The organism is Lederbergia wuyishanensis, assembly GCF_022900255.1.
GTDB classification, from domain to species: domain Bacteria; phylum Bacillota; class Bacilli; order Bacillales; family Bacillaceae_C; genus Lederbergia; species Lederbergia wuyishanensis.
In genome coordinates this window covers 111,009-136,949 of sequence record NZ_JALIRM010000013.1, presented here as the reverse complement: position 1 = coordinate 136,949, position 25,941 = coordinate 111,009, and the positions used below count along the sequence as shown (strand labels likewise).

The window sequence follows — 25,941 nt, the reverse complement described above, 5'->3', positions numbered from 1 at the left end:
GCTGTATTCTAGCAAGGGGTTTCTTGCGGTTATCAAAGGTTTGAAATATTATCTGGTAAGTGATTAATTTTAAAATCCGTGTAATAAATTTATCATTAATTGTGTATTAAATTCCGTAATGGTCATTGATTCAGAGGTGTAGGCATCATGCGAAAGTTTCTCGTGAATGTGAATAGTTGGACGATAGCAGCAACAGTCATTATTCTTTTGTTATTTCTTCCTAATTTATCTATAGTTTCAGGGATATTTTCTCCTGTAAATGAAAATTGGGAACATATTAAAAAACATGTACTTTTTCAATATTTGCAAACTTCTATAATTCTAGTAATTTCAACAGCGCTGCTCACCATTATTATTGGTCTCAGTTTAGCTTGGTTAATAGCTCAATATCAATTTCCTTTAAGGAACTTCTTGAAATGGGCGCTTATATTACCGCTATCGATTCCACCATTCATTGGTGCTTACACGTATCACGGAATTGTAAACTATACAGGTGTTATTCAAAAAACTTTACGAAACCAGTTCGATGTTACTGTGAATCCAACTTATTTCGATATTATGAATATACCTGGAGCCATTTTCATTTATACTTTATTTTTATATCCATATGTATATACAATCACAAGAATTTTCTTGTCCCAGCAATCAGCTTCTCTTATTGAAAGTGCAAGAGTTCTTGGCAGGGGACCATGGCAAATATTCTTTAAAGTGGTGCTTCCAATTTCTCGTGTTTCAATAATTGGCGGGGCAAGCTTGGTCGTGCTTGAAGTATTGAATGACTATGGGGTTGTTAAATATTATGGTATCCAAACATTCAGTACAGCTATATTTCAAACATGGTTTGGTTTGGGAGACATTGAATCTTCTATTAAACTTGCCGCATCATTAATGGGGCTAGTAATATTTATTCTTATTGTTGAAAAATTGCTGCGCGGGAAAAAACAGTATAGTTTTTCGTCAACTAAAGTTCGGCCGCTCCCTCTTGTACGATTAAAGGGAAAAAAAGCAATACTAGCTAGTTTATACGGTATGTTTGTTTTTAGCCTAGCCTTTTTGATACCGAGTATACAATTAATCGATTGGTTCATTTTGACTTGGGGGAAAATACCATTTAATAATTTTCTTTTATATGTGAAAAACTCTGTCATGGTAGCAGGAATCAGTTCAACACTTATCATCTTTTTCGCGCTTATTGTTGGTAATTTCGGTCGACTTGTTCACGGGAAAATTGCCAAAGCACTCCCTAAATTGACGGTGCTTGGTTATTCGATTCCCGGAGCAGTCATTGCTGTCGCGGTAGTTACTGCTTTTATAGCAGTTGATAAGGCACTTGCTCCAGTTTATAAAATGCTTGGCATCAATACCGGGCTAGTTCTAAGTGTCAGCCTTGTTATGCTCATTGCAGCATATATTATACGCTTTTTTGCCATCGGTTTTAATTCAATTGAATCAGGATACGATAAGATTGGAACTGATTTTCGCGATGCGTCAAGGCTCCTAGGCATGGGGTTAACAAAGACCTTTTTAAAAGTAGATGTGCCTATGATGAAAGGAGCCATTGTAAGTGGATTTATTCTTGTTTTTGTTGATATTTTAAAAGAAATCCCCTTAACTTTGATATTAAGACCATTTAATTTTGATACACTATCGACGAAAGCTTTTCAATACGCGAGTGATGAAAAAATAATGGAAGCATCACAAGCATCCTTACTTATTGTTGCAATCAGTGCCACGGCTATTTTTGTATTCCATAAGCTACTTGAAAAGGAGCCACAATAAGATGTTTATTAAAATCAAAAATGTTTGTTTTTCATATCCACATATAAAGGAAAAAGCACTGGATTGTTTTGAAATGACAATTGAAAAGGGCGAGGTTATTTCTATTCTAGGACCAAGCGGAAGTGGAAAAAGTACGGTTCTTCGTTTGTTATCAGGTCTTGAATTGCCTAGCCAAGGTTCATTTACAATCCAAGATAAGGTGATATTTGATCAACATACGTTTGTGCAGCCGGAAAAGAGGGGAATTGGCATGGTTTTTCAGGATTATGCTTTGTTCCCGCATATGACGGTTGCTGAGAACATTCTTTTTGGCCTTTTCAATATGAAAAAGAGTGAAAAGAAGGCAAGGTTGAAAGAGGTCTTAGAGTTAGTAGAGATGGCTGATTATGAAAAAAGGTATCCACATCAACTTAGTGGGGGTCAGCAGCAGCGTATAGCAATTGCACGTGCCATTGCTCCTAACCCAAGTCTTATTTTACTCGACGAGCCATTTAGTAACTTAGATTCCGAGCTTCAATTAAAAATTCGAAAAGATTTGCGGAACATATTAAAGAACGCCGGAATTACGTCTATTTTTGTGACACATGATGAAAACGATGCGCTAGCAATCGCAGACAGAATTGTTCAAATTAAAGCTGGTAAAATCCAAAATATCGGAAGACCTTGTGATTTATTAGGAGCTCAGCTTCCTAAAACTACATTTGATAATTCTGAAAAAAGCGAGCCTGTTTTTGCAGGAGTATAGGAGTCACTACAGTAAATGTATAAACAAAAATAACCTCTTATTTTGAAGAGGTTATTTTTTATGATAAAAATTAAAGCCAAACAATGCACATACATGTCTAATAGATGAGAGGATGGGGGTGGTTTAAATCGAACAGTTAGTGAAAAAAGCGCAAAAAGGAAATGACAAGGCATTTTTAAAGCTATTTCAACAGTACGAAGAAGATATTTATAGGACAGCATATGTGTATGTGAAAAATCAAGCTGATGCCTTAGATGTTGTACAAGAGACGGCATATCGCTCTTTCAAGGCAATTCAAAGCTTACGGGAACCAAAATATTTTAAAACATGGTTGCTGAAGATAGCCATTAGGTGTTCGCTCGATATTTTGAGAAGACAAAAAAAGGTAGTTCCGTTGAAACGGGAATTTGAGGAAATGTTACCCTCACAAGAAGGTGAGTTTGATATCCCTTTGTCCATGTCATTAAATGATTTGTTGGAACTTTTGAACGAAGAGGAAAAAAACGTAGTCGTTTTGCGGTATTACCATGATTATACGATTAAGGAAGTGGCAGAAACACTTAAAATTCCATTAGGAACAGCAAAAACCATTTTATACAGAGCTATAAAAAAGTTACGTAAACAATGGAAAGGAGATGATGTTGGTGAGCAATAAAATGAAGCTGGAGATGAATAAAATTGAAATCCCTACTGATCTCCATGAGAGAAGTAAAAGAGGTGTATTTTTGGCAAAGTCAGAAATGCCAAGAAATAAAAGGAGAATGTACCTAAAAAGTATAGCTATTGCCGCAAGTATTGCGGTTGGAATAGCGGGATATACGTTGTTTAACCAAAACAGCTCTAACCGTAATGAAATAGTGGTAACAAATGATGGTTCTTTGGAAATTCCAGCGATCCAGCTGCCGAAAAAGAACACAGAATCCATGAGCATGATTGGGCTTGTCGTATATAACGGAAAAGTATATACACAAACTGCAACTGAAATAGATTCGGAACATGCAAAAGCGTTAGTTGATGAAAAGCTTGGCACATCCAAACCTACAATAGATGAATGGAGCAAACAAGATGAATATTCAGTTGAATTTGCCTCTACTATTGGAAATAGCACGATATATTCAGTTAAAGGATATAACAAAGATTTTAGAATCATGGCATATGATGAAGTAAATGGAGAAGTTTTTACAGAACTTTACGAATGCTTAAACGGTATTACAATCCACAATGGAAATGATATTTTTGGGCAATTAAAGATAGCAGATCGTGTTGTTAAAGCAGATTATAGAACTTACAGTGATTGGAATTATAGTAGAGAACGTTATAAGCCCATCGAAGATATGGAGACCTTATCAGCTTTTGTTAATGAATTAAATAACACAACTCCTGAATCACGCGAAAAAGTTGAAGAACTCCTTGGGGATTTTCGTAATGACAAACAATATAGACAATTAATCCTTCACCTAGAAGACGGAACCAAAGTAAGCTTAGTTCTTATCAAAGGCGGGTACATTAGTTATGGGATAACCGATTATTATTTTAAAATGGATAACACTGCTTTTTCTCAAATATGGGATCAAATAACATGAGCTATTTTTGTAGATCATGATATTTTATTGAGAGGTATGAGACAGATGGGAATTAAGTTAAAACGTGCTTATGAAGTTGCCACCAAGGAGGATGGAATGCGCGTCCTAGTCGATAGACTATGGCCGCGCGGTGTATCAAAGGAACTATTAAAGATTGATTATTGGATGAAAGACATTGCTCCATCAAAAGAATTAAGAAAATGGTTTAATCACGATCCGGAAAAGTTTGATGAGTTTAAACAAAAGTATAACGTTGAATTGCGTTATAACAATCAATTTAAAGAGCTAAAAGAATTAGTGTCAAAACAAAAGGGAAATGTTACTTTAGTATACGCTGCTAAGGATGAAGAACATAATCAAGCTATAGTATTGAAAGAAATAATCGATAATAAAAATTAGTAAGGAAAAAGTGAAAAAACGTATTGACAATACTTTTACGATAGATTATTATCAAAAGTGATAAAGGTTATATAAAAAGAATTAACTGGCTAAAATTGATTGACTGCAAGGTTTTGAAACCAAGGTCAGTTTTTTTATCAAAGATTGTTATCATTATTGATAATAATAACAATAAGGAGATAGAAATAATGATGAAGGAATCAAAAGCGGATGTCATTTTGCATCCAGTACGAATGAGAATTATACAAACACTGATCAACGGAAGAAAATTAACGGTTCAGCAAATAGGGGAAAAACTTCAAGATATTCCTCAAGCAACTTTGTATCGCCATTTAAATAAGCTTTTAAAGGCAAAGGTGATTGAGGTGGTGGAGGAAAATCCTATTCGAGGAGCTATTGAAAAAGTTTATGCATTACCGGAACAAGCTGGATCCATATCGTCTGAAGAAATATCAAAATGGACGAAGGAAGAGCATATGGATTCATTTATGAAATTCGTTTCGGTTGTCTTGGCTGATTACGAAAGATATGTCAGCCAAGAGGAATTTGATATGCAAAAGGACGGGGCGGGATACAGGCAAATTAGCTTCTATGCGACGGATGATGAATATATGGAATTCTTGCAAACATTAAGTAGTGCTGCTATAAAGCTCCTTCAGAATGAAGAAGGAGGAGATAGAAGGAAGAGAACATTTACGACTATTGTAACGACTGAAAATAAAAATAGATAGGAGAAATGAAAAATGGAACAACAAGTTAGTATAAAAAGCGATGTCATGTTAAAAGGAACGATGATGTTTCCAGATTCAGGGGAAAACCAGTTACCTGCTATTTTATTTCTTGCTGGCTCAGGCAATATAAATCGGGATGGGAGCACGGTTAAAGGAAAATTTAAGTTCAATTTATATAAAGATTTAGCTGACATCATGACACCACTTGGTTTTGTTACTCTCCGTTATGATAAACGTGGTGTCGGTGAGAGTGAGGGAAGCCTTTTAAAGACGGGGCTTTGGGATGCTGTGACGGATGCAGAAAATGCTCTTGAGTTTTTAGCGAACCATCCTAGAGTAGATTCAAATCGAATTATCGTGTTAGGACATAGTGAAGGCTGTATTGTTGGGACTGCCTTGAATGAAAGAAGACCTGTAAATGGTTTAATTCTCCTTTCGGGTGGGGGCGGAGGATTGCAGGAAAGTCTTGATGCTCAAAGACAGCAAGTATATAAAGAAATGGGTAACACAAAAGGGTTTAAAGGCTTTCTGATTAAAAAACTTAATACAATTGAAAAGAGTGAAAAGCAAGCGCAAGGACTTTATCGAAAAATGACTTCAACTAGTAAAGATATTATTAAATATGCTGGTTTTGTGAAGATGCCAGCAAAGTATTTCCGCGAGCATTTTAATTATGACATCGTAGAAGGGTTGAAAAAGATTTCATGTCCTGTTTTAGCTATGAACGGTTTGAAGGATTTTCAAACAAGTAATGAATTTTTAGAAAGAATTCCAGAAAATGCGATGGGACCGGTATCCATTTTCCTTATTGAGAATATGGACCACGGGCTAAAAGTTCAACTAACCCCTATTTCAGCATTAAATGCTAAAAAAGATTATGTAAAAACGGTCGGCAAGCCGATCCATGAAGAAGCAATAAGCCATCTTACTACATGGTTAAATAAGTGGAAAGAAAGTATGGATAACATACAATCCGAGATGATTTAAAATGATTAGCAATGCTACAATTATTTCAATGTTTGTTCCTATTATATTTTCATTTTTGTTATTTGCAGGGTTAATAATATTTTAAAAAAAAAAGACAGGTATTTATGTTAAGCCATTAATCATAGGGAGTATTGGGTTTATTGTTTTTACGCAAGTGCTAGAAAAAATCTTACACGTTATCGTTGTTACAAATTTCCCAAATTATGCAGATCATCCTTGGATTTTTGGTTTGTACGGAGCATTCGCGGCGGGGATATTTGAAGAGCTTGGAAGATTCATATTATTTACGTGGCTGTTGAAAAAATACCTAAATTACAAAGGTGGGTTATCTTTTGGTATTGGCTGGGGAGGAATTGAAGCTGTTGTACTTATGCTTATGATTATCGTGCCTAACATCATCTTCGCCTTCCTAATTAATGCAGGGACATTGGAGAGTTCATTAGCTGCACAGATTCCGGCTGATCAATTAGTGACTTTAAAAGAAACGGTATTAAATCAAGGTATTTCGTTTTATATGCTAGCATGTGTGGAACGTTTCTTTGCAGTATTTATACAGATTGCTTTGAGTTTACTTGTTTTACTTGGAGTAGCAAACAAGAAATTTTTATATGTTATATATGCAATACTTATCCATGCAGCGATCGATTATCCTTTAGCATTCTATCAAACAGGCCATATTAAAAGTTTGTGGATCATTGAATGTTACGTAGCGGTATTTGGAGTGTTGGCTATCGTATTTATCACAAAGACAAAAAAGAGATTTCAATAGTTTTTAGAGGTTACAGCCATTCTTATTTTAAAGGTAGGAATGGCTATATTTTTTGAAAAATGAGCAGTAAGGGTCTAATCATAATTTGAATTAATGGAATATCCTATAGTACGACCACTTATTTAGGAGGGATACTCTATTGTCACGCAGAAGGTATGAGAAAAGGTTTCGCTTCTGTGTATTTCCAGGCTATAACTGGTGTGGGCCAGGCTGCAGTGGACCTGGTGCTCCAGTCAATGAGGTGGATGCAGCATGTAAGGCGCATGATGATTGCTATCGTGTTAGTAGTAAATATTGTGAATGCGATTATGAATTTCTTCGAAGGCTTCACCCGCTCATTAATCCAAATACTAGAATGGGAAGGCAAGCAAGTCTGTTATATAATTATATGAAATTCCAAATTCTGCTCAATTGTGGATTTTATAGAAAATAGCGAGTATGCTCCGATAGCTTGATTGGAACATACTCTTTTTGATTAAACTGTTATCGATTCAGCCATTTGTTTCAACAATTCTTCCCCTGAGATGGTTCGCTCGCCGCCGCCTTGAACAAAATTATCTTTTCCTCCGCCTTTACCATTAATTACTGAACGGGCAGTATCCGAGACAGACTTCATGCTTGTATTTACGGCTGCTCCTTTAGCTGCAACATATTGTAAACGATCTTCGCTTTCTAATACTAGCAAGGCAGTTGCGTAATCGTCCAATGCAACAATTATTCGCGCTAGTGACTGCATTTCTTGCAGCGTTCTTCCAATAAATACATGCTTCACCATTCCGTCTTCTTTTTTTGCTAATAACTCTTTTGCTTCGTATTTTAATAGGACGTCACTAGTTTCCTTCAACGATTTTTCTAATGAGTAATTTGTAGTCAGTAGCTTCTCCACCGCACTATTTATGCCGTCTTCTGGCGAACTTAATTGCCGAGAGGCTTCGGTTAAAATAGCGTTCTTTCTATGTAATTGCTGTAAAATACGGCCGCCACAAACAAAATGTACACGAACTTTCCGTTTTTGCTTTTCAGTAGACAGGATTTTTATTCCGCTAACTTGGCCAGTAGTGCTTGGATGTGTTCCACCACAGCCGTTATAATCAAAATCAGGAATAATGACTAAACGGATTTCATCTGATACTGCCAATTCTTTTCGTAATGAATATTGCCCGATCTCATCCTCTGTGACCCATTTTGTTTCAATGGGAAGGTTTTTTAATATAATTTCATTTGCAAGCTTTTCTGCAGCTTCTAATTGTTGATCGGTCAGATTTTCCACGGCAAGGTCAATGGTACAGAGCTCTTTTCCTAAATGAAAGCTTTCTGTTTGAAAGCCAAACAAATCCACAAATGCCGCTGTTAAAACATGCTGACCCGTATGCTGTTGCATATGGTCGAAACGTCTGCTCCAATCAATTAATCCTTCAATGTCATCAGTTGAATTTACTTTTTCGGCTACGGTATGACGGATTTCACCATCTACTTCCTCCACATTGAGTACTTCAAACCCGTTTATTGTTCCAGTATCATGTGGTTGGCCGCCTCCGGTAGGGTAAAAAGCAGTATTTTCTAATACGACATACCAATTGCCATCTGAATCCTGTGACTCCTTCACAACGCGGGAGGTGAAGGTTTTTATATATGCATCTTGATAATATAATCGATCTTGTAACATTCACAAATTCCTTTCTAAAATAAAGAATATCCTGCTAATCGCTCCCTACGGGGATAGGTTGGATGTAATAAAAGAAAGTATTCTTCATAGCTATTTGTTTCCCAAATGAGTGTTTTTAAAAAACTACTTTCCAATATTTATTAGGAAAATAATATCATACTTCACTATAAGATGGTCTATAAGCAAATAAAAAACCCGAATGCTTAAACATCCGGGTTGGTCATTTATTGATAGACTTTTATTTTTACAGTACGTACGCCCCATTGAAGTGCTTTAGCCTTAGTAGGTAAGTGTATGTCAATCTTATTTCCTTTCATAGCACCGCCAGTATCCCCGGCAATAGCCTCACCATAACCTTCCACCCATACTTTTGTTCCTAGTGGAATAATTTTTGGATCAACAGAAATAACTTTAGCATTAGGGTTTTTCTTTAAATTAATGCCAGTAGCAGTAATTCCACTGCAGCCTTTACAACTTGCTGTATATGCAGTTGCTTTAACCGTCATAGTTTTATAAGCAACTTTTTTACTAGTAGTAGACTTTGTTGTAGCAGCTTTTTTTACTGCTGTAGCTTGTGGTTTTGTTAGTTTTAAAACCTGATTAGGCTTGATTAAATCTGATTTAAGTCCATTCCAACTTTTTAGTTGGTTGACAGAGATTTTATATTTAGTAGCAATTTTCCATAAAGTATCGCCTTTAGATACTTTATATGTACTAGCTGCTGCAGATGAAACACCAGAAAAACTAAGTAACAGAAAACAAGCGGTAATCGTCGATATAACTATTTTTTTCAATGTAATAGTCTCTCCTAACCTTTTGAATCTAGCAATAGTATAACAGCCTAATGTAACAGGAATATTTCACTAGGATAGGAATTGTGTTACATTTTTATTTCTAAAGTGGAAAAACGAGAAAAAACATACCATTGAAAGTATGTTTTTTCTCGTTTTCCCAGCCCTTGCATAATAAAATGAATAGTTGGCTCAACTTGAAGTTCTTCATTCTATTAATAGCACTTTCTTTAATAGAGTTTGATTTTATTAACAAAAAAGTTTATATGGATTTTGGTAAATTTGTTCAATAAACTTTTTCCACTTAAATTTAATTGAAAAAATATTCCTTAAAGAATGAGATTTATAACAATCAATATGTTAATAAAGTATAGTTTTCTACTGTTATATTTTTCGATATTTTTTCAAAGCTAGTATATTTAGGACAAGGAAGACACAAGCAAACCCCAATAAAACAAAAATATCGTTTTTAATATCGCTTAATCCCAGCCCTTTATACATGATATTGACTAAGGCATTGCCGCCATAGTACATTGGAATGAATTTGGCGATAACTTGAAGCCAGTTGGCCATTCCTTCGACCGGAAGAATACCAGCGAAAAAGATTTGCGGGACGATAGCGACCGGAATAAATTGCATCATCTGGAATTCTGAATTAGCGAAAGAAGATAATAGAATTCCAAGCGACAATGCCACTAGTGCTAATGTTAAATTAATAAGAATGACATTCCATAGAGAGCCAACAATCGTAATATCCAATACTTTTACTGAATAAAAGACAACAATTAAGGTTTGTATGATTGCAAATAAACCGTATCCGAATACATATCCAAAGACGATATTCCATCTTTTGATAGGCGTTGCCATTAATCGATCCAATGTCCCAGTTGTCCGTTCCTTTAATAACGCAATTCCTGAAATGAGGAAGACGAAAAAGAAGACGAAAAAACCAACTAAAATCGGACTTAGTAAATCGAAAAAGGTTGTATCTTTATTCCCATAAATGAATGTAGTGTGAAGACTCGGTGCTGCCACTTGTTCCATTTGCGGAGGTTTCACTTGTAGCTTGGTTTGTATATCCTCAACAAATTTCTTCATATTTTCGGCTTGTTTTTTTGCATTGATTGCGGCCAGGGCTTGTTGAACATTCATTTGTAACACTTTTGCTTTGGATGTTTCTTCATTTAAAAGGGTTAAAGTAATCGTATCTTCCTGAGCTTCTAAAACTCCATCTAAATCGTGTTGTTCGATGAATGTTATAGAAGTTTTAAGCCCATCATAGTGCAAGACTTCAAGATCTTTATCTTTCAACATTTCAATTAGTGCATCGTCCTTTGAGAGATTTACTCCGAGTCGAGGAGTGTCTGATCCTCCAGAAAGCAAGTAATGAAGGAGGGTAAGAATAAGTAATGGGGCAACCATCATTAACGCTAGGGCCCGCTTATCTCTAAGCATCTGCAGGATGATCCGCTTCACTAAAGCTAATATTCTCATTCACTTTTCCCTCCAGCCTTCAAAAATATTTCTTCTAAACTCGTAATTCCATATTTTTCTCTTAACTCCATTGGTGAACCGCTCGTAATGATTTTTCCATCTCTAACCATCGCTAGACGATCACATTTGTCGGCTTCGTCCATCACATGAGTTGTAATTAGTATCGTTTTTCCTTTTTCTTTCAAAGAGTGGAGTTCAGCCCAAATCGATTGTCTTAATTCAGGGTCAATACCAACAGTTGGTTCATCCAAAATCAAAACTTGTGGATCTTGTATAAGGGCAACTGCGAGAGATAGTCTGCGTTTCATACCGCCAGAATAGTCATTGACTTTCTTTTTAAGATTAGATGTAAGGTTGACTAGATTCGCGGCATACTCAATTCGCTTTTTCCTAATGTCCTTTTTTAACTTAAATAATGAGGCAAAGAAAGCAAGATTTTCTTCTCCGGTTAAATCACTATATAATGCATCGGCCTGGGCCATATAGCCTATTTGTTGAAGTAAATGTATATTTGGAACATCCATACCAAGTACGTGGACACTCCCTTCAGAAGGTAGGTCCATACCAACAATTATTTTTACTAAAGTTGTTTTTCCTGAGCCAGAGGGACCGATTAATCCGTATATTTGACCAGATTCCACAGTTAAATCTACATTATTTAAAACTACTTTTTTTCCAAAATCTTTGTATACGGCATTAACAACAATAGTCGATGACATTTTTAACCCCCTCAATGTGAGTGTTATTCACTTTTATCATATATATTCAATTAGCTCCTTTCAATTATCAAATATAGTTTTGAAAAATGATGTTATAAAAATAATTTATGGCGAATTTGTAAATGCTTACAATCTTTCTTTAAAGTGTGTTATAATATTTCACTAAGATACGGACATTATTGTATCTCGTATATTATATTTTTAATTATATAATAGTTTGTGATATGTCGAACAAAGTATTGTTTTGAGGATATATGAAATGGGTGTGGAAAAGATGAGTGTTGTAACGATAGAAAGATTAGTAAAAAAGTTTAAATTGAAAGTGTTAGCTGGGGAGAACGAACTTCAGCGAACTGTCACGAAGCCGAAAGCACACCGCCCAGGCTTGGAATTTGTCGGTTATTTTGATTTTTTTCCTATGGAACGAGTGCAAATTCTTGGTAGAACTGAAATCACATACTTGCATACTCTTAGTAAAAGTGAAAGAAAATATCGGATTGGTAATATTGTAAAATATCATCCTCCTTGCTTTATTGTGACTGCAGGACAAGAAGGATTGGAATATTTAACGCGATATTGTGCGGAGGAAGGGATTCCATTACTGCATACCCAAGAACGAACATCAGAATTCATTGCCAAGCTGGATGCTTTTATGATAAAAGAATTAGCGCAAGAAATGTGTATCCATGGTGTTTGTGTTAATGTATCCGGGATGGGGATTTTATTGCGCGGGAATTCAGGCGTTGGAAAAAGTGAAACAGCCCATACATTGATCCGCCGCGGGCATAGACTTATAGCTGATGACATTGTTATGTTAAAAAAACTTAGCCCACAAACGCTGCTTGGAACACATAATGAAAGTAATAAGGAATTCCTTGCTCTTCGTAGCATCGGTCTATTAAATGTCGTTCGTTTATATGGAAGAAGAGCATTCCAGGAAGAAACAAGGATTGCATTGGATATTGAACTAACAAACTGGCGTGAGAATTCCTTGTATAATGAATTGGAAGTCGAGCCGAAATTTACTGAATATATGGGAGTCCGCATTCCTCATATTGAAATTCAGCTACAACCGGGACGCGATGTTGCTGGGTTAATTGAAGCTGCGGCTAATAACTGGTATTTACGACAGCAAGGATACAGCCCTATGGAAGAATTTATGAGTCGATTGGAATTGGATCCGAATTAATTTTCACCAAAGCAAAGCAGGTGAAGAAACGAAAGTGCTTCTCACCTGCTTTTTGGGGTCTAATTATTCATTAAATCAATGACAATTCGGTTTGAAAAGTAAGGATCCTCATACCTTACTTTGTCTGCTTTTAAGTGGAAACGTGCTTCAAACGTATGCCCGTTAATAATATCAAATGTCACCTTTGAAAGAATAGGGCTGTTAACTATCGTAACTGTTTTGCTTTCATTGGATGATAGGGGAGAGCCTATTTCCGAGTAAGGAATGGTTAAAATAAGTAATCCTTTTTCTTCAGAAATTTGGTAATCTGTATTTTTATTGAGATCGAAAACGACTCTTGCATAGTCCGGATTAACACTATGTCTAATATTATTGATGAAGTTTTGTGCTACTATGACCGATCGTTTAGCTTGCAGGTCTTTATAATTGACAGAAACTATACCTGTACCTGGTTTCTCTGCGATAAAAGTACTTCCATTTATCGAACCAACACTGCCTTCAACTGTCCATGACAACAGGGAAGGATTGATATCTAGTTTTTTCCCATTCTTATCGAAACCTAATACCGTCAACTCCTTGGACTGTCCAGGGGCTAATTCCAAATCATGCGGTAAGATTCCTAAAACCCCTTCATATTTATATGGATGGGCTTTTTCAGGATAAGGACCATACATCAAATATTGATTTCGAGTGTTATGATTCCATTTTTCTAATTCATCTTTCCATAGATTCGTAATTTCCTCAATTGATTGATCCTCTAGTATCATTGGGCGAACTCGCTTGTCCCCGATTAAAGAATCATAGGATGAAGTCATTTGGAATTTCTGAGGATTTTGATCCTTCATTGCATCGACTAAATGGAGCCCGAGTTCAACTAAATTAACACTACTTTTATTTTTAATGTGGATTTGGACTCCACCAACACGTTGTCCTTGGTATTTACCAAACATTGGAGTAAAATAGGCGGCACGGAAAGAAACGCCTTTTATTTTTCGCCCATTCAGTTCATCAGCCAAATTCTCACCGTCGATCCAGGGTGCTCCCATCAATTCAAATGGCTTTGTAGTCCCAAGTCCAGTTGAAAGGGAGGTATCATCTAGCAATTCTGTACCTGTATATAGAAAAGCTGTATCGGTCGTTGGAATATTAGGCGATGTCAAAATAAAAGGAAGACCTGTGTCCTCGAAATGCATCGTCCTTTTCCAGCCTTTCATTTTAGCGACCTTTAAATTGACACCGAGATTATACTCATGGTTCCACATCGTCGCGAGTTCCCCGACTGTCATGCCATGACGGACTGGAAGAAGAAATCTTCCCATAAAGCTAACTGTATCCGGTGCACGAACAGGTCCTTCAACTCGAACGCCACCTGTCGGATTAGGCCGATCAAGTACAATGACTTCTTTATCAAATTCAGCAGCAGCTTCCATCACAAATCCAAGTGTATAAATATATGTATACACATTAGAACCAACGTCTTGTATATCAAATAAAAGTATATCTACGTTATCTAACATTTTTTTCGATGGCTTCCAAGTAGAACCATACAAGCTGTATACAGGTAGTCCTGTCCGTTCATCAATATATGACTCTACATAAGCACCAGCTGGCTGATCTCCACGAATTCCGTGTTCAGGTCCAAACAATGCCGTTAAATTTACATCTGGGTGTTCATATAATAAATCGACTGTACTTACAAGGTTGCTATCAACCCCAGTTGGATTAGTCACGAGACCAACACGCTTTCCCTTAATCCAATCAAGGTGGCTTTCCAATAACACTTCAATTCCTGGTTCAACCTTAGTAGTTCCTTCGTTCTCTTTTGCTTCAGTTAGATGCGTATTTCCTGGAAGTGAACAAGTTATTACTAGTAAAATGACAAAAATAGTATAAAAACTTCTTTTACATTTTTTCACTCTATCACACACCTCCTAAAATTACTTATATTATAAAGGATACATATTAGGAAAAAATGAGACTTATTAACTGTTCTTAATAATATGAATATTAAGGGAAGTGGCTTAAAAAGGAGTTTATTCGTGTTTTGTTGAAATAAAAAATAATTGCAAAAGGGAGAGGGATATGTGGAAAAGAAGAAGCTCATTAAAATATTTGATAAACAGGCAAAAAGGTATGAAAAAAGCAAAGAGACACTAAAACAACAAAGGATGAGAAACAGTTTAATTAGTAAAGCAGAAGGAGAGGTGTTAGAGTTAGCGGTTGGAGCAGGTGCTAATTTTCCATACTACCAACAAGGTGTAACGGTGACTGCAACTGATTTTAGTGAAGCTATGCTTGAAAAGGCTAAGATTTCGGCACGAAATAATAACGTTGACGCAAAGTTTATCTGTTCAGATTTAGAAGAAATAAGCTTTGAACGGCATTCCTTCGATACAATTGTTTCAACTCTATCTTTTTGCAGTTATGAGAATCCGTTATTTATGATGGAAAAAATCCAACAATGGTGCAAGCCTGGTGGCAAAATTTTGCTCTTGGAGCACGGGATTAGCAATAATCGATTCGTAGCTATTCTACAAAAAATACTTAATCCTCTTTTATTCCGCACGATAGGATGTCACCATACGAGAAATATATTGGAAATGACACAACAATCTGGGCTGTTTGTTGAACGTGTTGAGAGTCATTATTTCAATATAGTTCACGTCATATGGGCAAAGCCAGGTGATAAAATTCATAAGGTGATATAAAACAAAAAAACTGGTTACGATTGGAAACCAGTTTTATACTATATCCTAATAAGATTGGCTACAGATTAAGAAATTCAAAAGAAAAAAACCTATAAAGAACCCATCACTTTTTGGCCTTGTGGCTGGGTGTTATTTGGATGAGGCTCAAGTGTGACTCCAATGTTATCAAAAGATTGATCTTTTTGTAAACGGTAAGTGAGGAAACCTTTGCCTTCTAGATCAGGTTTTAATGTACCGGCATTTTCTCGATTTCCATCTTTTAAAAGCCAGACCTGATATACTTCCTCATTTTTCGTACTAGGCATGTTGCTAAATGAAATTACAAGGCTGGTGTCATTTCCCTCCTGGAGAAGATATGCTGTTCCATTTGCGGAGGATGCTATGTTCTGGCCTTTTAAAGAAAATGTTGAAATAAGTTTAGTTGTATAATCAGTTTTATATTCTACTGAATGTAAGGATTCCTTCAATTGATAGTTATTCCATGTCAGTCCAAAGGTAAGCATTAATAATATAGCTGTTATACCTAACGATATTGGAGAGAATTGTTTCGTTAAAGTAGAAATATATTTTTTGAAAAAGTTTCTCTCTGGATTTTCTTTTTTTTCTGCTTGTAAATGAGCTGTATTTTCATCAAAAATAAAATTCATGACTTCCGATTTCAATGTTTCAGGAACGTCCACTTCTTCGATATCATATGAAAGTAAATGCCACATCTCTTGTAAGGAATCTACTTCATTTCGACAAGATGAACAAGTAACAAGATGGCGCTCAAATCGTTCTTTTTCTTGTTCGGATAACTCGTCTGCGATATATAAAGAAAGGTTTTCGCAATTATTTATCATTCCGAATCCCTCCCGTTTCTTCGATAAAATATTTTCGGAGTTTTATTAAAGTTTGATGCAATCGACTTTTTATTGTGCCAAGAGGTTTCTTTTCTAGTTCTGCAATTTCACTAAGGGAATAGCCTTCCCAATAAAATAAATTAATGAGTCTTCTTTGTGGTTCTGACAAATTTTGCTGTGCTTTTTGAATTTGTTGTTTTAATAGATTTCTTGAAACTTGTTTCTGTATATCTTCTGCTTGATGATCTTCCATTTGCCGCCATTCATCTAACTCTAACTGAATATTATCTGAATGCTTTTTCTCTTTGCGGGAAAGGTCAATAGCAATATTGCGGGTAATGGTAAGAAGCCAATTTGGAAATTTACCTTGTTCCGAACGATAGGTTCCTTTCGTAGTCCAAAGGCGAAGAAAAACGAGTTGGACAATTTCTTTTGTTTTTTCTGTGTCACCCTTCGTTAATTTCAATGAGAAGCTGTATACAAGTTTTATATAGCGTTCATATAATTCCTCAAGTGCTGGGCGATAATTTTGGGCAATTAATTCGATAAGTTCTTCGTCAGTTTTACTTTTCAATGCCAAATTCTCTCCCTTTTTCAACGTTTTTATTAGTATAATGCATGTTCTGTATGTGGGTAAATGAAATTGGAGAGAAAAAGGAACTGCCGAAAGCGACAAGTTCCTTAGGAGAGATGTTATTTAGAAAATGTTGTTTCATTATTAACTACAAACCAAACGTCTTTAACCCCTTGTCCGTTAACATCACCTGATGCTTTATCATTTACAAAGTAATAGAGCGGATAACCTTTAAAGGTTGTTTGCTTTTCACCGTTATCTTCGCGAGTAATGGAACTAAAGTCATCTTTATTGAAACCTTCAGGTACTTCAAAGTTCTCCTCGTATAAGACTGGCCATTTCTCTAGACATTCCCCACTACAATTAGAAACATTAGGCTCATCATTTGCAAAGTAGTATAGTGTCATGCCATTTGCATCTGCAAGATATTTACCAACTTTTTCGTTCTCTAACAATTGAATGGCGTTCGGTTGCGATTCCTCAGCTGCTTCTTCTACCTCCGTATTTTTTTCAGTTGCTGCGGTTTCAGGAGCACTTTCTTCTGACTGTTTGCTGAAGTTCGTATCATCACTCTCTTTTGATCCACATCCTACAAGCAATATCCCAGCTAATAGAAACATGTATAAACCAACCCATTTTTTCATTTCTATCTCCTCCTTAATTTTTCTCTTCAAAAAAGGAAACGGAGAAGAAATAAAAACGGTTCTATAATATTCGAAAATTTTTTATGGTAAATTCATATCATTTTTCTATGATTTGATGGTGGGTAACCCTTTATATTTTTATATACTTTAGAAAAACGATATATATTATTAAATCCTACACGCTCTGCAATCTCTGATATGGTTAATATCGAGTTTGCCAGTAACTTATCTGCCTCATAAATGCGATGAAGATTTATAAATTGGATGAATGTTGATCCAGTTAATTCCTTAAATACTTTGCAGAAGTGAAATGGACTAAGGTTCACGATAGATGCTGCTTTTTCAACCGTTATTTTTTGAGGATAATGTTCGTCTATAAATAGTAGAAGGGATTTAAACCGTTCAGCTTTTTTCTTCAATGCATCAAGTTGTAGTTCGTCACTTTGCTTGCAGGCAAACCAGCGGTGAAGCCATGTAAAGATTAATTGGCAATATGCTCTTACCGCAAGCTGATATCCAGTATGCTTGTTTTTAAATTCTTCTATAAGGGATTCAATCCCATCAGCCATAATGCGATATTGTGGGTGACTTTGCTTTATTATGTTAGCCACTTTGGTCTTCCGTGTTAAATAGGACGAGACAACATCCTCAGATCGCAATCCATCTAACTCATTGCCAAGTATCGATGAATGGAAAACAATCGCATCGTATTGGACACGATTTGGATATTCGGACAAAGCAGAATGGAGCTCACCACTATTTACGAACAGGATATCTCCTGCAGTGGCAGGGATACGGTTTCCGTTTATATAAAATACTGTTTCACCTGATCTTAATAAAATTACTTCATAATGCTCATGCCAATGAAGATGTAGGGTTTCTGATTCCAAAGTATCTGTATGAAAAATATTAATCGGAAATGAGTCGTCTATTAGGTTAGTATTTTCCCATAATTCATCACGCATCGTATACACTCCTCTTAATCGCAAAATAAGACAAAAATACCACAATAAACGATATAGTAGACTACTAGGAAAGTATAATACAATAAATGTAGGATGTAAAAATAGGGGGCTATTGTGATGAAGCAAATTCGAATCGGAACATTAGTTAATGGAGATACAGCTGTGGATGTCATTCCACAAATAGTACAACATGGTTTTGAATCATTTGGATTAACTTTTTGGCAAACGACAGGAAATTATGATTTCGTAGAAAATGCTAAAAAAATAAGAGAGTTAATGGATAAACACGATTTTGTCATTTCAACAGTAGGTGTTTTTGGAAATCCATTAACAGGTCTTGGAGATAATGCAGATACGTTGGCAAGCTGGGAACGTTTAATTGATAATGCCCATTTATTCGGTGCAGAGATTGTTTGTGGCTTTACTGGAAGAATAGTGGACCGTCCAATTGACGAATCGATGGGGAAATATAAAGAAGTTTTTGGAGAACTGTCAAAAAGAGCAGAAGACCGTGGTCTGAAAATTGCATTTGAGAATTGTGATATGGGTGGGACTTGGACACGAGGCGACTGGAATATCGCCCATAACCCAACAGCCTGGGAAATGATGTTTAATGCATTGCCTGTTGATAATATTGGGCTTCAATGGGAACCTTGTCATCAAATGGTTAGTCTTATCGATCCTATTCCGCAACTTCGTAAATGGGCACCTAAAGTGTTTAACGTACATGGTAAGGATGCAACCATCGCTTGGGATGTTGTGAAAGAACATGGAGTACATGGTCCACATGAATATGTATGGCATCGGACACCAGGATTTGGAGATACAAATTGGACAGATATTATCACAATTTTAAGGCAAAATAATTATACAGGTTCTATCGAGATTGAAGGGTGGCATGACCCCGTTTATAAAGATGAACTTGAAATGACTGGGCAAGTGCATGGATTGAATTATTTAAAACAATGTCGTGGTGGGAATTTCATTCCTAACCCAAAATAAGCAGAAGTGCAAAAGGAGACGAAAGTGATGAACATCGTCTCCTTTGTTCTTTCTTAGGAAATCATAGATCATAACTTTGTGGATAATTTATAAAGATGTAGTTCCCGTCGAGCTCAAGTGCCCCGGTTTCTTCGTACATCGGCTCTCCGTGTTTCCTTATAACTTCAGAATCCGAGATAGGAAAGTTGACTAAAATAATGCTAGTCCTATTTCGACGTCGACAGACCCACAATCTAGGTCTTACGTAGCTTAACAGGCTCTTGCGCTTGTGGTCTTTCATTTTTTTTCTCAAAATAAAGCTCGCAAATATATACTAAAAAAATGAGATCGGGACATAACTATTTTCGAAAAAGATAAATCCGAACAATAAGTTGATTAGTCCATATACCCGCTCCGGAAATATACTTCGCTTTCCGTGGGCGGCTTGTTAGCCTCTTCGCTCGTCCGAGCTGCGGGGTCTCACCTATGTCTTCCTCCCACAGGAGTCTTCGTATATTTCCTCCGCTAAGTTAGATCATTGTTCGCCTTTATGTTTGATTGTTTTAGTTATGTCCTAGCCTCGCTTTTTCACAAATTAGATTTTTTAGCTTTAACCTTAATGACTTGTAAATGTTCCTCAGTGGGAACACGGCTTCCTCCTTTAGGCTCAACACTCACGATTATATATTCGACTTTTTCTAATGGTTCACTTTTACGATACAGTTGTCCTCTTTCTCCTAATAACTGTAATATTCCTGCGTCATATAAACCACTATACGTTTTCACCCATGCTTGGTAATCTTGATTTTCAAGTGGGGGCAGGCCGTCAACAAATAAATAAATTTCTTTCGTACGATTGTTAATCCATGCATACCCTTTTGTCGGTCGGCTTACTTCAGGCTGTAATTCATAAACATCTGTATCATTATTCATAACAAACATTGAATGATCGGTAAGTGGTTCGGCACTTTGTTTTGGAAAAACATCTAATACAACGAATAATAATAGTGCTACTCCTATAATGGCAATACTTGATGATGCTTTCCAGCCAACAGATCCGGGCAGTCGAATTTTATTTTCCTGAGTTTTTGACTTATAACTGTTCATCACACGTCTTTTTAGGAATTTTGAAGGTTCTTCCAAATCCTGATGGGGAAGGGTATTCTTCCATAACGTATAATTTTCATAGCAAATTTCACAAGTAGCGATTGAATTATGAATGGCAGCCGTATCTTCTTCTCGGGTTTTACCTAGTATATAGTCAATCATTTGTTCGTCGGTCCAATGAGGACAATTCATGATTTTTCATCTCCTTTCAAGGAGTTAAAATCTTTTTGAGATAGTAATTCTTTACGCAGATTTTTAATACCGTATCGAACAAGAGACTTTACTGTACCAAGCGGCATTTTTAAATAACCTGCCAATTCTTTTTGGGTGAATTGCTGGAAATAACTTCCGTAAATAGCGTTTTTCTGCGGAAATGGTAATTTATTTAATGCATTTACGATGAGTTCTTTATCTAAGTTTCGTATAACTTTTTCTTCAACGGGAATATAGCTTTCAATGGATGTATTTTCTTTTTTCTTTTCAACTTCGTCTGATAATACTTCACGTTTTTTTCTAATAAGATCAACACATCGGCTACGAGTTCTGATCGCGAGCCATGCCTCGACGCTTCCTTTTGATGGTTCGTAAGTATGTGCTTTGTTGCTTATTTCTATAAAAATATCATGGCATATGTCCTCTGCTTCCAGTTTGTCCTTCAATAAGTTATAAGCAACTGAATATACAAATGCATAGTACCGATCGTAGAATAATTCGAATGCGTCAACTGAGCCATTCGCGATACCTTCGAGCAAATTACAGCTGTCTACTGATACATTACTCACAATGTCACCGCCTTTTTAAATATCCTTACCATATATTTAACAAATCTTTTTAAATCTGAGAAGTTAAAAAAATTTATAAAAAAGTAAATCCAAAATCGAGAGTTATGCGTACCGAAAATAAAAGCAAATTAAGGGGGCATAACGATGGTTAAAAAATTATTTTCAATTATGGCATTATTGCTATTGCTTGTACCATTTTCTCTTCCGACTAAAACGATATATGCAGCGGAAGGGATTGAATTGTATACACCTTTCACTGGAATCTCTGTAACTCCTGGAGAAGCAATCTCTTATTCTTTTGATGTGACAAATCATACGTCTTCCATCCAGCAAGTAAAAGTAGATTTGGAGGGGATTTCAAAAGACTGGAAATATACAATCACATCTGAAGGATGGGATCTCAAGGAATTGTCCGTAAAGCCAGGTGAGTCTAAAGCGCTGACGATTGAATTATCTGTTCCTTTAAAGGTTGAAAAGGGTGATTATAAATTTAAAGCAGTGGCCACTTCATCTAGTGGTATTAAAGCTAATCTTCCGATGTTAGTAACTGTCAGTGAACAAGGGACATTCATGACAGAATTTACAACTGAACAGCCGAATTTACAAGGACATTCTGATTCTAAATTCGAATATACAGCTCAGCTTAAAAATCGCACCGCAAATGAGCAAAATTATGCACTTGTCGCTAAAGCACCTCGAGGATGGACTGTTGATTTTAAAGCCGATGGAGATAGTGTTTCATCTGTGACAGTTGAATCGAATGCAACGAAAAATATAACCATTAGCCTGACACCTCCGACTGAAGTTGAAGCAGAAACATATAAAATTCCTGTAGGAGTTATTAATGATTCCACTTCTGCAGATATGGAGCTGGAAGCAGTCATAACCGGAACATATGGAATCGAACTATCTACTCCTTCCGGAAAATTAAGTGAAAATATTACGGCGGGGCACGAAAAAACAATTGGCATTGTTGTGAAAAATACTGGAACTGCGCCATTAAGTGACGTATCGCTTTCGGCAAATACACCACAAGGGTGGGATGTAAGCTTTTCACCAATGAAGATTTCGAAAATAGAACCAGGAAAAACAGAGACGATTAAAGCCACCGTTCAGGCAAGCGACAAAGCAATTGCTGGAGACTATGTCGTCGAAATGACTGCTTCTGCACCAGAAAAAAGTTCTAAAGCACAGTTCCGAATTTCAGTAAAAACATCCCTCGTTTGGGGATGGGTTGGTATACTAATCATTATTGGAGTAATCGGAGGCATTTTTTATCTAATCCGTAAGTATGGGAGGAGATAAAAATGAATGAGATTATATCCATTAAAGGGTTAACGAAGAAATATGGTGAAAAAATTGCGGTTGATAATCTAGATTTAATAATTAATAAAGGAGAAGTTTTCGGTCTTTTGGGGCCGAATGGAGCGGGGAAATCTACTACGATATTAATGATTTTAGGACTTACCGAACCTACTGAAGGAAGTGTTTTTGTCTGCGGTCATAACTCAACGAATGAACCGCTATTGGTAAAAGGAAAGGTAGGATATCTTCCTGACCAAGTTGGCTTTTACGAAAATCGAACAGGGTTGGAGAATTTAATGTTTACTGCTGCTCTAAATGGAAAGTCACGAAAAGAGGCTCGTGAAAAAGCTATATCACTTCTTGAACAGGTTGGGCTATCATATGCAGCAAATCAAAAAGCGGGAACTTACTCTAGGGGAATGAAGCAGAGGTTAGGACTTGCTGATGTTCTTATAAAAGATCCAGAGGTTATTATTTTAGATGAGCCGACACTTGGAATTGATCCGAAAGGGGTGCAGGAATTACTTGACCTCATTAGAACATTAAGTAAAGAGCAGGGAATCACTGTCATGTTATCATCCCACCAGCTTCACCAAGTACAGCAAATTTGTGATCGAGTTGGCCTATTTGTAAATGGAAATCTTCTTGCTGAAGGAACGGTAGATTCATTAGCTAGCCAATTGTTTGGAGAAGAAGGACATCAAATAAAATTAAAGGCAACTCTACTTACTCCACCAATTATTGATGAAATAAAATTAATAGATGGTGTTCGGAGGGTAGAGCTTGATTGCAATGAATTGAGCATTTGGAGTGACAAAGAAAGTTCCTTACAACCTATCTTAGAAATTATTATGACGAAAGGCTGCAGGATATCCTCCATTTCGCAAGAGCATGTTGGGCTAGATGAAATTTATCAGCGCTATTTCGAGGGGGCTGGTGAAAAGTGAAAGTACTTGGATTAATTCGGTCATTTAAAAAAGGTATAGAACTGCCAATTAGAAAGGCAGACAAATCCTACCCTCATTCTTTTTGGGTGCTTGTTCAAAAGGAGGTTTCTGACCATATTTTGAGCTGGCGGGTAAATATTTTGGTGATCTTGCTGGCGTTAACATGCTTTGGATCACTTTATACTGCGCTTTCTGGAATCCGAGATGCTGCTGAATCCATAGATGCAAACGATACTTTTCTATTTTTAAAATTATTTACAATTTCAGATGGTACATTACCGCCGTTCTTCGTATTTGTCAGCTTTATAGGACCATTACTTGGAATCGCATTGGGATTTGACGCAATTAATTCCGAATATAGCAAAGGAACATTAAGCAGGGTCGTATCCCAACCAATTCCGCGTGATTATATTATTAATGCAAAATTCGTGGCGGCAATCTTAGTTATTAGTGCTTTATTGTTTTCTTTAGGATTTTTAGTTCTTGCTCTAGGTATTCTAATGATTGGTATTCCGCCAACACCAGATGAGTTTTTGCGAGTAATTAGTTTTCTAGTTTTAAGTGTCTGTTATATAGCGTTTTGGGTGAATTTATCGATACTTTTCTCAATTCGTTTTAAGCAGGCAGCCACCTCCGCATTAAGCAGTATTGCTGTGTGGTTATTCTTTTCCATTTTCTATTCAATGATTGTTAATCTAATTTCGAAAGCATCTGAAAGTCAGGACGCACGTGATCAATCAACAACTCTTATTGAAAATTTAATGAGGATATCACCAAGTCAGTTATTTAGTGAAGCAACAACTATATTACTTACTCCTTCTGTTAGAACCCTTGGCCCGCTAACAATGGAGCAAGTAGTAGGAGCTATTCCAGGTGCACTCCCATTAAGTCAAAGTCTATTATTGATTACACCTCAGCTCATTGCGCTTATTGCAGCAACACTTATTTGCTTTGGAATTTCGTACGCACTTTTTATGAGAAAAGAAATTCGGAATTAATATTCGAGCGTGTGTCATTAAGTTCATTAAGAAAATTTATAGTATGTTGATTGGAAAAATTATCCTAGATTAATAGGACAAAGTGGATATTGTAACCTGAGTGTAGCGAGAATACGCGTGCCTTCGTTTAAAGAATCATATTAACCGGAGAATAACAAAAAAGCAGACCCACTAAATTTTGGGTCTGCTTTCGTATCTTATTCTTCAGGAAAATCCACATTGTGGTACACTTGGCTGACATCTTCTAGGTTATCAAGTGCATCGATCATTTTTTCAAATTGAGCTTGTGATTCTTCCGGTAAAGTTATATGGTTTTGAGCAAGCATGGTTAATTCTGCTACGGCAAATTCTGTAATTCCTGCTGCTTTTAAAGCTTCCTGAACTGCATGGAACTGATCCGGTTCGGCATATACGATTACTGTTTCATCTTCTTCGGAAATATCTCTTACATCAATATCAGCTTCCATCAATAGTTCAAGCACTTCATCTGCTGTTTTGCCTTCAATCCCAATTACTGCAGTTGCATCAAACATATAAGCAACTGATCCACTGACACCCATATTACCGCCGTTTTTACCAAAAGCTGCACGGACTTCGGAAGCTGTTCGGTTCACATTGTTTGTAAGAGCGTCAACAATTACCATTGATCCATTCGGTCCAAATCCTTCATAGCGAAGCTCGTCATAATTTTCTTCTGATCCGCCTTTTGCTTTTTCAATCGCTCGATCGATAATCGCTCTCGGAACATTATATGTCTTTGCGCGTTCAAGCACGACTTTTAACGCCTGATTTGATTCAGGATCAGGTTCACCTTGCTTTGCCGCTACATATATTTCACGTCCAAACTTTGCATAAATACGACTCGTATTTGCATCCTTTGACGCTTTCTTTTCTTTAATATTGTTCCATTTACGACCCATTATGAACACTCGCTTTCAACATAAAATGTATACCACATTTTGAATAAGTTCAATGTGATGCATGATACACATTGCATCATTTTCTAGGTTATTATACCACATGAATTGTAGGGAAAAAAATGATGTAAAATAAAGTAATTTCATTAATATAACCCTACTAATATCTCAAGAAAAGCTAAATAGATTAAGTAATCTATTGCATATAGACTTTAAGTTCTGCTAATCTTATCCTTGTGGGAGAAATTACTTATGTTTGGTAATCGACATATTTCGTTGAGGATTTTATAGAGAACTTGTGGAATTCACGAACATTACC

The 25,941-nt window shown here is 36.3% G+C and carries 26 protein-coding genes and 1 pseudogene; 15 read left to right on the top strand and 12 right to left on the bottom strand.

Features of this window, described 5'->3' with window-relative positions:
- The first annotated feature begins 147 nt into the window (after positions 1-147).
- The 9 genes and pseudogenes from MT489_RS17665 (at position 148) to MT489_RS17625 (ending at position 7,426) form a co-directional block, all read left to right on the top strand.
- Positions 148-1,779, top strand: coding sequence for an ABC transporter permease (locus MT489_RS17665; protein ID WP_244682891.1), 1,632 nt, complete (start codon positions 148-150; stop codon positions 1,777-1,779).
- Position 1,780: 1 nt separating this feature from the next.
- On the top strand, positions 1,781-2,524 hold the full coding sequence (locus MT489_RS17660; protein ID WP_244682890.1) for an ABC transporter ATP-binding protein: 744 nt from the start codon (positions 1,781-1,783) through the stop codon (positions 2,522-2,524).
- A gap of 139 nt (positions 2,525-2,663) precedes the next feature.
- Positions 2,664-3,179 (top strand): sigma-70 family RNA polymerase sigma factor, encoded by a 516-nt coding sequence (locus tag MT489_RS17655; RefSeq protein ID WP_244682889.1) that lies wholly within the window; start codon positions 2,664-2,666, stop codon positions 3,177-3,179.
- Positions 3,169-4,107, top strand: a complete 939-nt coding sequence (locus tag MT489_RS17650; protein WP_244682888.1) for a hypothetical protein — start codon at positions 3,169-3,171, stop codon at positions 4,105-4,107. The genes MT489_RS17655 and MT489_RS17650 overlap by 11 nt, the downstream gene beginning before the upstream one ends.
- Positions 4,108-4,152: 45 nt before the next feature.
- The gene (locus tag MT489_RS17645; RefSeq protein ID WP_244682887.1) at positions 4,153-4,506 is read left to right on the top strand and encodes a DUF488 domain-containing protein; all 354 of its coding nucleotides are present in this window, start codon (positions 4,153-4,155) and stop codon (positions 4,504-4,506) included.
- 188 nt (positions 4,507-4,694) lie between these two features.
- Positions 4,695-5,237, top strand: a complete 543-nt coding sequence (locus tag MT489_RS17640) for a helix-turn-helix domain-containing protein (RefSeq protein ID WP_244682886.1) — start codon at positions 4,695-4,697, stop codon at positions 5,235-5,237.
- A 12-nt stretch (positions 5,238-5,249) separates the two neighbouring features.
- Positions 5,250-6,224: an alpha/beta hydrolase gene (locus tag MT489_RS17635; protein ID WP_244682885.1), complete on the top strand. Its 975-nt coding sequence runs from the start codon at positions 5,250-5,252 to the stop codon at positions 6,222-6,224.
- 97 nt (positions 6,225-6,321) lie between these two features.
- Positions 6,322-6,993: pseudogene (locus MT489_RS17630) on the top strand (YhfC family intramembrane metalloprotease); the annotation flags it as partial.
- Positions 6,994-7,132: 139 nt separating this feature from the next.
- Complete coding sequence (locus MT489_RS17625; RefSeq protein ID WP_244682884.1) at positions 7,133-7,426, top strand: phospholipase; 294 nt, start codon at positions 7,133-7,135, stop codon at positions 7,424-7,426.
- A gap of 42 nt (positions 7,427-7,468) precedes the next feature.
- Here the strand turns inward: MT489_RS17625 and MT489_RS17620 are convergent, their stop codons facing one another.
- From MT489_RS17620 to MT489_RS17605, 4 genes are all read right to left on the bottom strand, one after another.
- Positions 7,469-8,659, bottom strand: a complete 1,191-nt coding sequence (locus tag MT489_RS17620) for an alanyl-tRNA editing protein (protein WP_244682883.1) — start codon at positions 8,657-8,659, stop codon at positions 7,469-7,471.
- 224 nt (positions 8,660-8,883) lie between these two features.
- Positions 8,884-9,453, bottom strand: coding sequence for a 3D domain-containing protein (locus MT489_RS17615; RefSeq protein WP_244682882.1), 570 nt, complete (start codon positions 9,451-9,453; stop codon positions 8,884-8,886).
- Between the two features lie 381 nt (positions 9,454-9,834).
- Positions 9,835-10,944: an ABC transporter permease gene (locus tag MT489_RS17610; RefSeq protein WP_244682881.1), complete on the bottom strand. Its 1,110-nt coding sequence runs from the start codon at positions 10,942-10,944 to the stop codon at positions 9,835-9,837.
- Entirely contained in the window at positions 10,941-11,663 is a 723-nt protein-coding gene (locus MT489_RS17605) for an ABC transporter ATP-binding protein (RefSeq protein WP_244682880.1), read from the bottom strand. Before MT489_RS17605 ends, MT489_RS17610 begins: the two co-directional genes overlap by 4 nt.
- 274 nt (positions 11,664-11,937) lie before the next feature.
- On the opposite strand from MT489_RS17605, the gene hprK reads away from it, so the two are divergent.
- Complete coding sequence (hprK, locus tag MT489_RS17600; protein WP_244682954.1) at positions 11,938-12,852, top strand: HPr(Ser) kinase/phosphatase; 915 nt, start codon at positions 11,938-11,940, stop codon at positions 12,850-12,852.
- Positions 12,853-12,911: 59 nt separating this feature from the next.
- On the opposite strand, the gene MT489_RS17595 is transcribed toward hprK, so the two are convergent.
- On the bottom strand, positions 12,912-14,768 hold the full coding sequence (locus MT489_RS17595) for an exo-beta-N-acetylmuramidase NamZ family protein (RefSeq protein WP_244682879.1): 1,857 nt from the start codon (positions 14,766-14,768) through the stop codon (positions 12,912-12,914).
- 168 nt (positions 14,769-14,936) lie between these two features.
- On the opposite strand from MT489_RS17595, the gene MT489_RS17590 reads away from it, so the two are divergent.
- A complete protein-coding gene (locus MT489_RS17590) occupies positions 14,937-15,560 on the top strand; it encodes a class I SAM-dependent methyltransferase (protein ID WP_244682878.1) in 624 nt (207 codons plus the stop codon).
- 89 nt (positions 15,561-15,649) lie between these two features.
- Here the strand turns inward: MT489_RS17590 and MT489_RS17585 are convergent, their stop codons facing one another.
- The 4 genes from MT489_RS17585 to MT489_RS17570 form a co-directional block, all read right to left on the bottom strand.
- Positions 15,650-16,402 carry an anti-sigma factor gene (locus MT489_RS17585; protein ID WP_244682877.1) on the bottom strand — a complete coding sequence of 251 codons (753 nt, stop codon included), beginning with the start codon at positions 16,400-16,402 and terminating at the stop codon, positions 15,650-15,652.
- The gene (locus MT489_RS17580) at positions 16,392-16,976 is read right to left on the bottom strand and encodes an RNA polymerase sigma factor (RefSeq protein ID WP_244682876.1); all 585 of its coding nucleotides are present in this window, start codon (positions 16,974-16,976) and stop codon (positions 16,392-16,394) included. The genes MT489_RS17585 and MT489_RS17580 overlap by 11 nt, the downstream gene beginning before the upstream one ends.
- A gap of 119 nt (positions 16,977-17,095) precedes the next feature.
- Positions 17,096-17,620, bottom strand: coding sequence for a COG4315 family predicted lipoprotein (locus MT489_RS17575; RefSeq protein WP_244682875.1), 525 nt, complete (start codon positions 17,618-17,620; stop codon positions 17,096-17,098).
- Positions 17,621-17,712: 92 nt separating this feature from the next.
- Positions 17,713-18,585: an AraC family transcriptional regulator gene (locus MT489_RS17570; RefSeq protein ID WP_244682874.1), complete on the bottom strand. Its 873-nt coding sequence runs from the start codon at positions 18,583-18,585 to the stop codon at positions 17,713-17,715.
- A gap of 117 nt (positions 18,586-18,702) precedes the next feature.
- Here MT489_RS17570 and MT489_RS17565 point away from each other — a divergent pair, with 117 nt between their 5' ends.
- Positions 18,703-19,587: a sugar phosphate isomerase/epimerase family protein gene (locus MT489_RS17565; protein ID WP_244682873.1), complete on the top strand. Its 885-nt coding sequence runs from the start codon at positions 18,703-18,705 to the stop codon at positions 19,585-19,587.
- Positions 19,588-20,154: 567 nt separating this feature from the next.
- Here MT489_RS17565 and MT489_RS17560 read toward each other — a convergent pair.
- Together MT489_RS17560 and MT489_RS17555 are read right to left on the bottom strand one after the other, a co-directional pair.
- A complete protein-coding gene (locus MT489_RS17560; protein ID WP_244682872.1) occupies positions 20,155-20,865 on the bottom strand; it encodes an anti-sigma factor in 711 nt (236 codons plus the stop codon).
- Entirely contained in the window at positions 20,862-21,455 is a 594-nt protein-coding gene (locus MT489_RS17555) for an RNA polymerase sigma factor (RefSeq protein WP_244682871.1), read from the bottom strand. The genes MT489_RS17560 and MT489_RS17555 overlap by 4 nt, the downstream gene beginning before the upstream one ends.
- 144 nt (positions 21,456-21,599) lie before the next feature.
- Here MT489_RS17555 and MT489_RS17550 point away from each other — a divergent pair, with 144 nt between their 5' ends.
- Genes MT489_RS17550 through MT489_RS17540 form a run of 3 tightly spaced genes read left to right on the top strand, consistent with a single transcriptional unit; the run spans position 21,600 to position 24,705 of the window.
- Positions 21,600-22,760, top strand: coding sequence for a COG1470 family protein (locus tag MT489_RS17550; protein ID WP_244682870.1), 1,161 nt, complete (start codon positions 21,600-21,602; stop codon positions 22,758-22,760).
- A gap of 2 nt (positions 22,761-22,762) precedes the next feature.
- Positions 22,763-23,707, top strand: coding sequence for an ABC transporter ATP-binding protein (locus MT489_RS17545; RefSeq protein WP_244682869.1), 945 nt, complete (start codon positions 22,763-22,765; stop codon positions 23,705-23,707).
- Between the two features lie 35 nt (positions 23,708-23,742).
- Positions 23,743-24,705, top strand: coding sequence for an ABC transporter permease (locus MT489_RS17540; RefSeq protein WP_244682953.1), 963 nt, complete (start codon positions 23,743-23,745; stop codon positions 24,703-24,705).
- Between the two features lie 197 nt (positions 24,706-24,902).
- Here MT489_RS17540 and MT489_RS17535 read toward each other — a convergent pair whose 3' ends face one another.
- Positions 24,903-25,625, bottom strand: coding sequence for a YebC/PmpR family DNA-binding transcriptional regulator (locus MT489_RS17535; protein WP_244682868.1), 723 nt, complete (start codon positions 25,623-25,625; stop codon positions 24,903-24,905).
- Positions 25,626-25,941 lie beyond the last annotated feature (316 nt).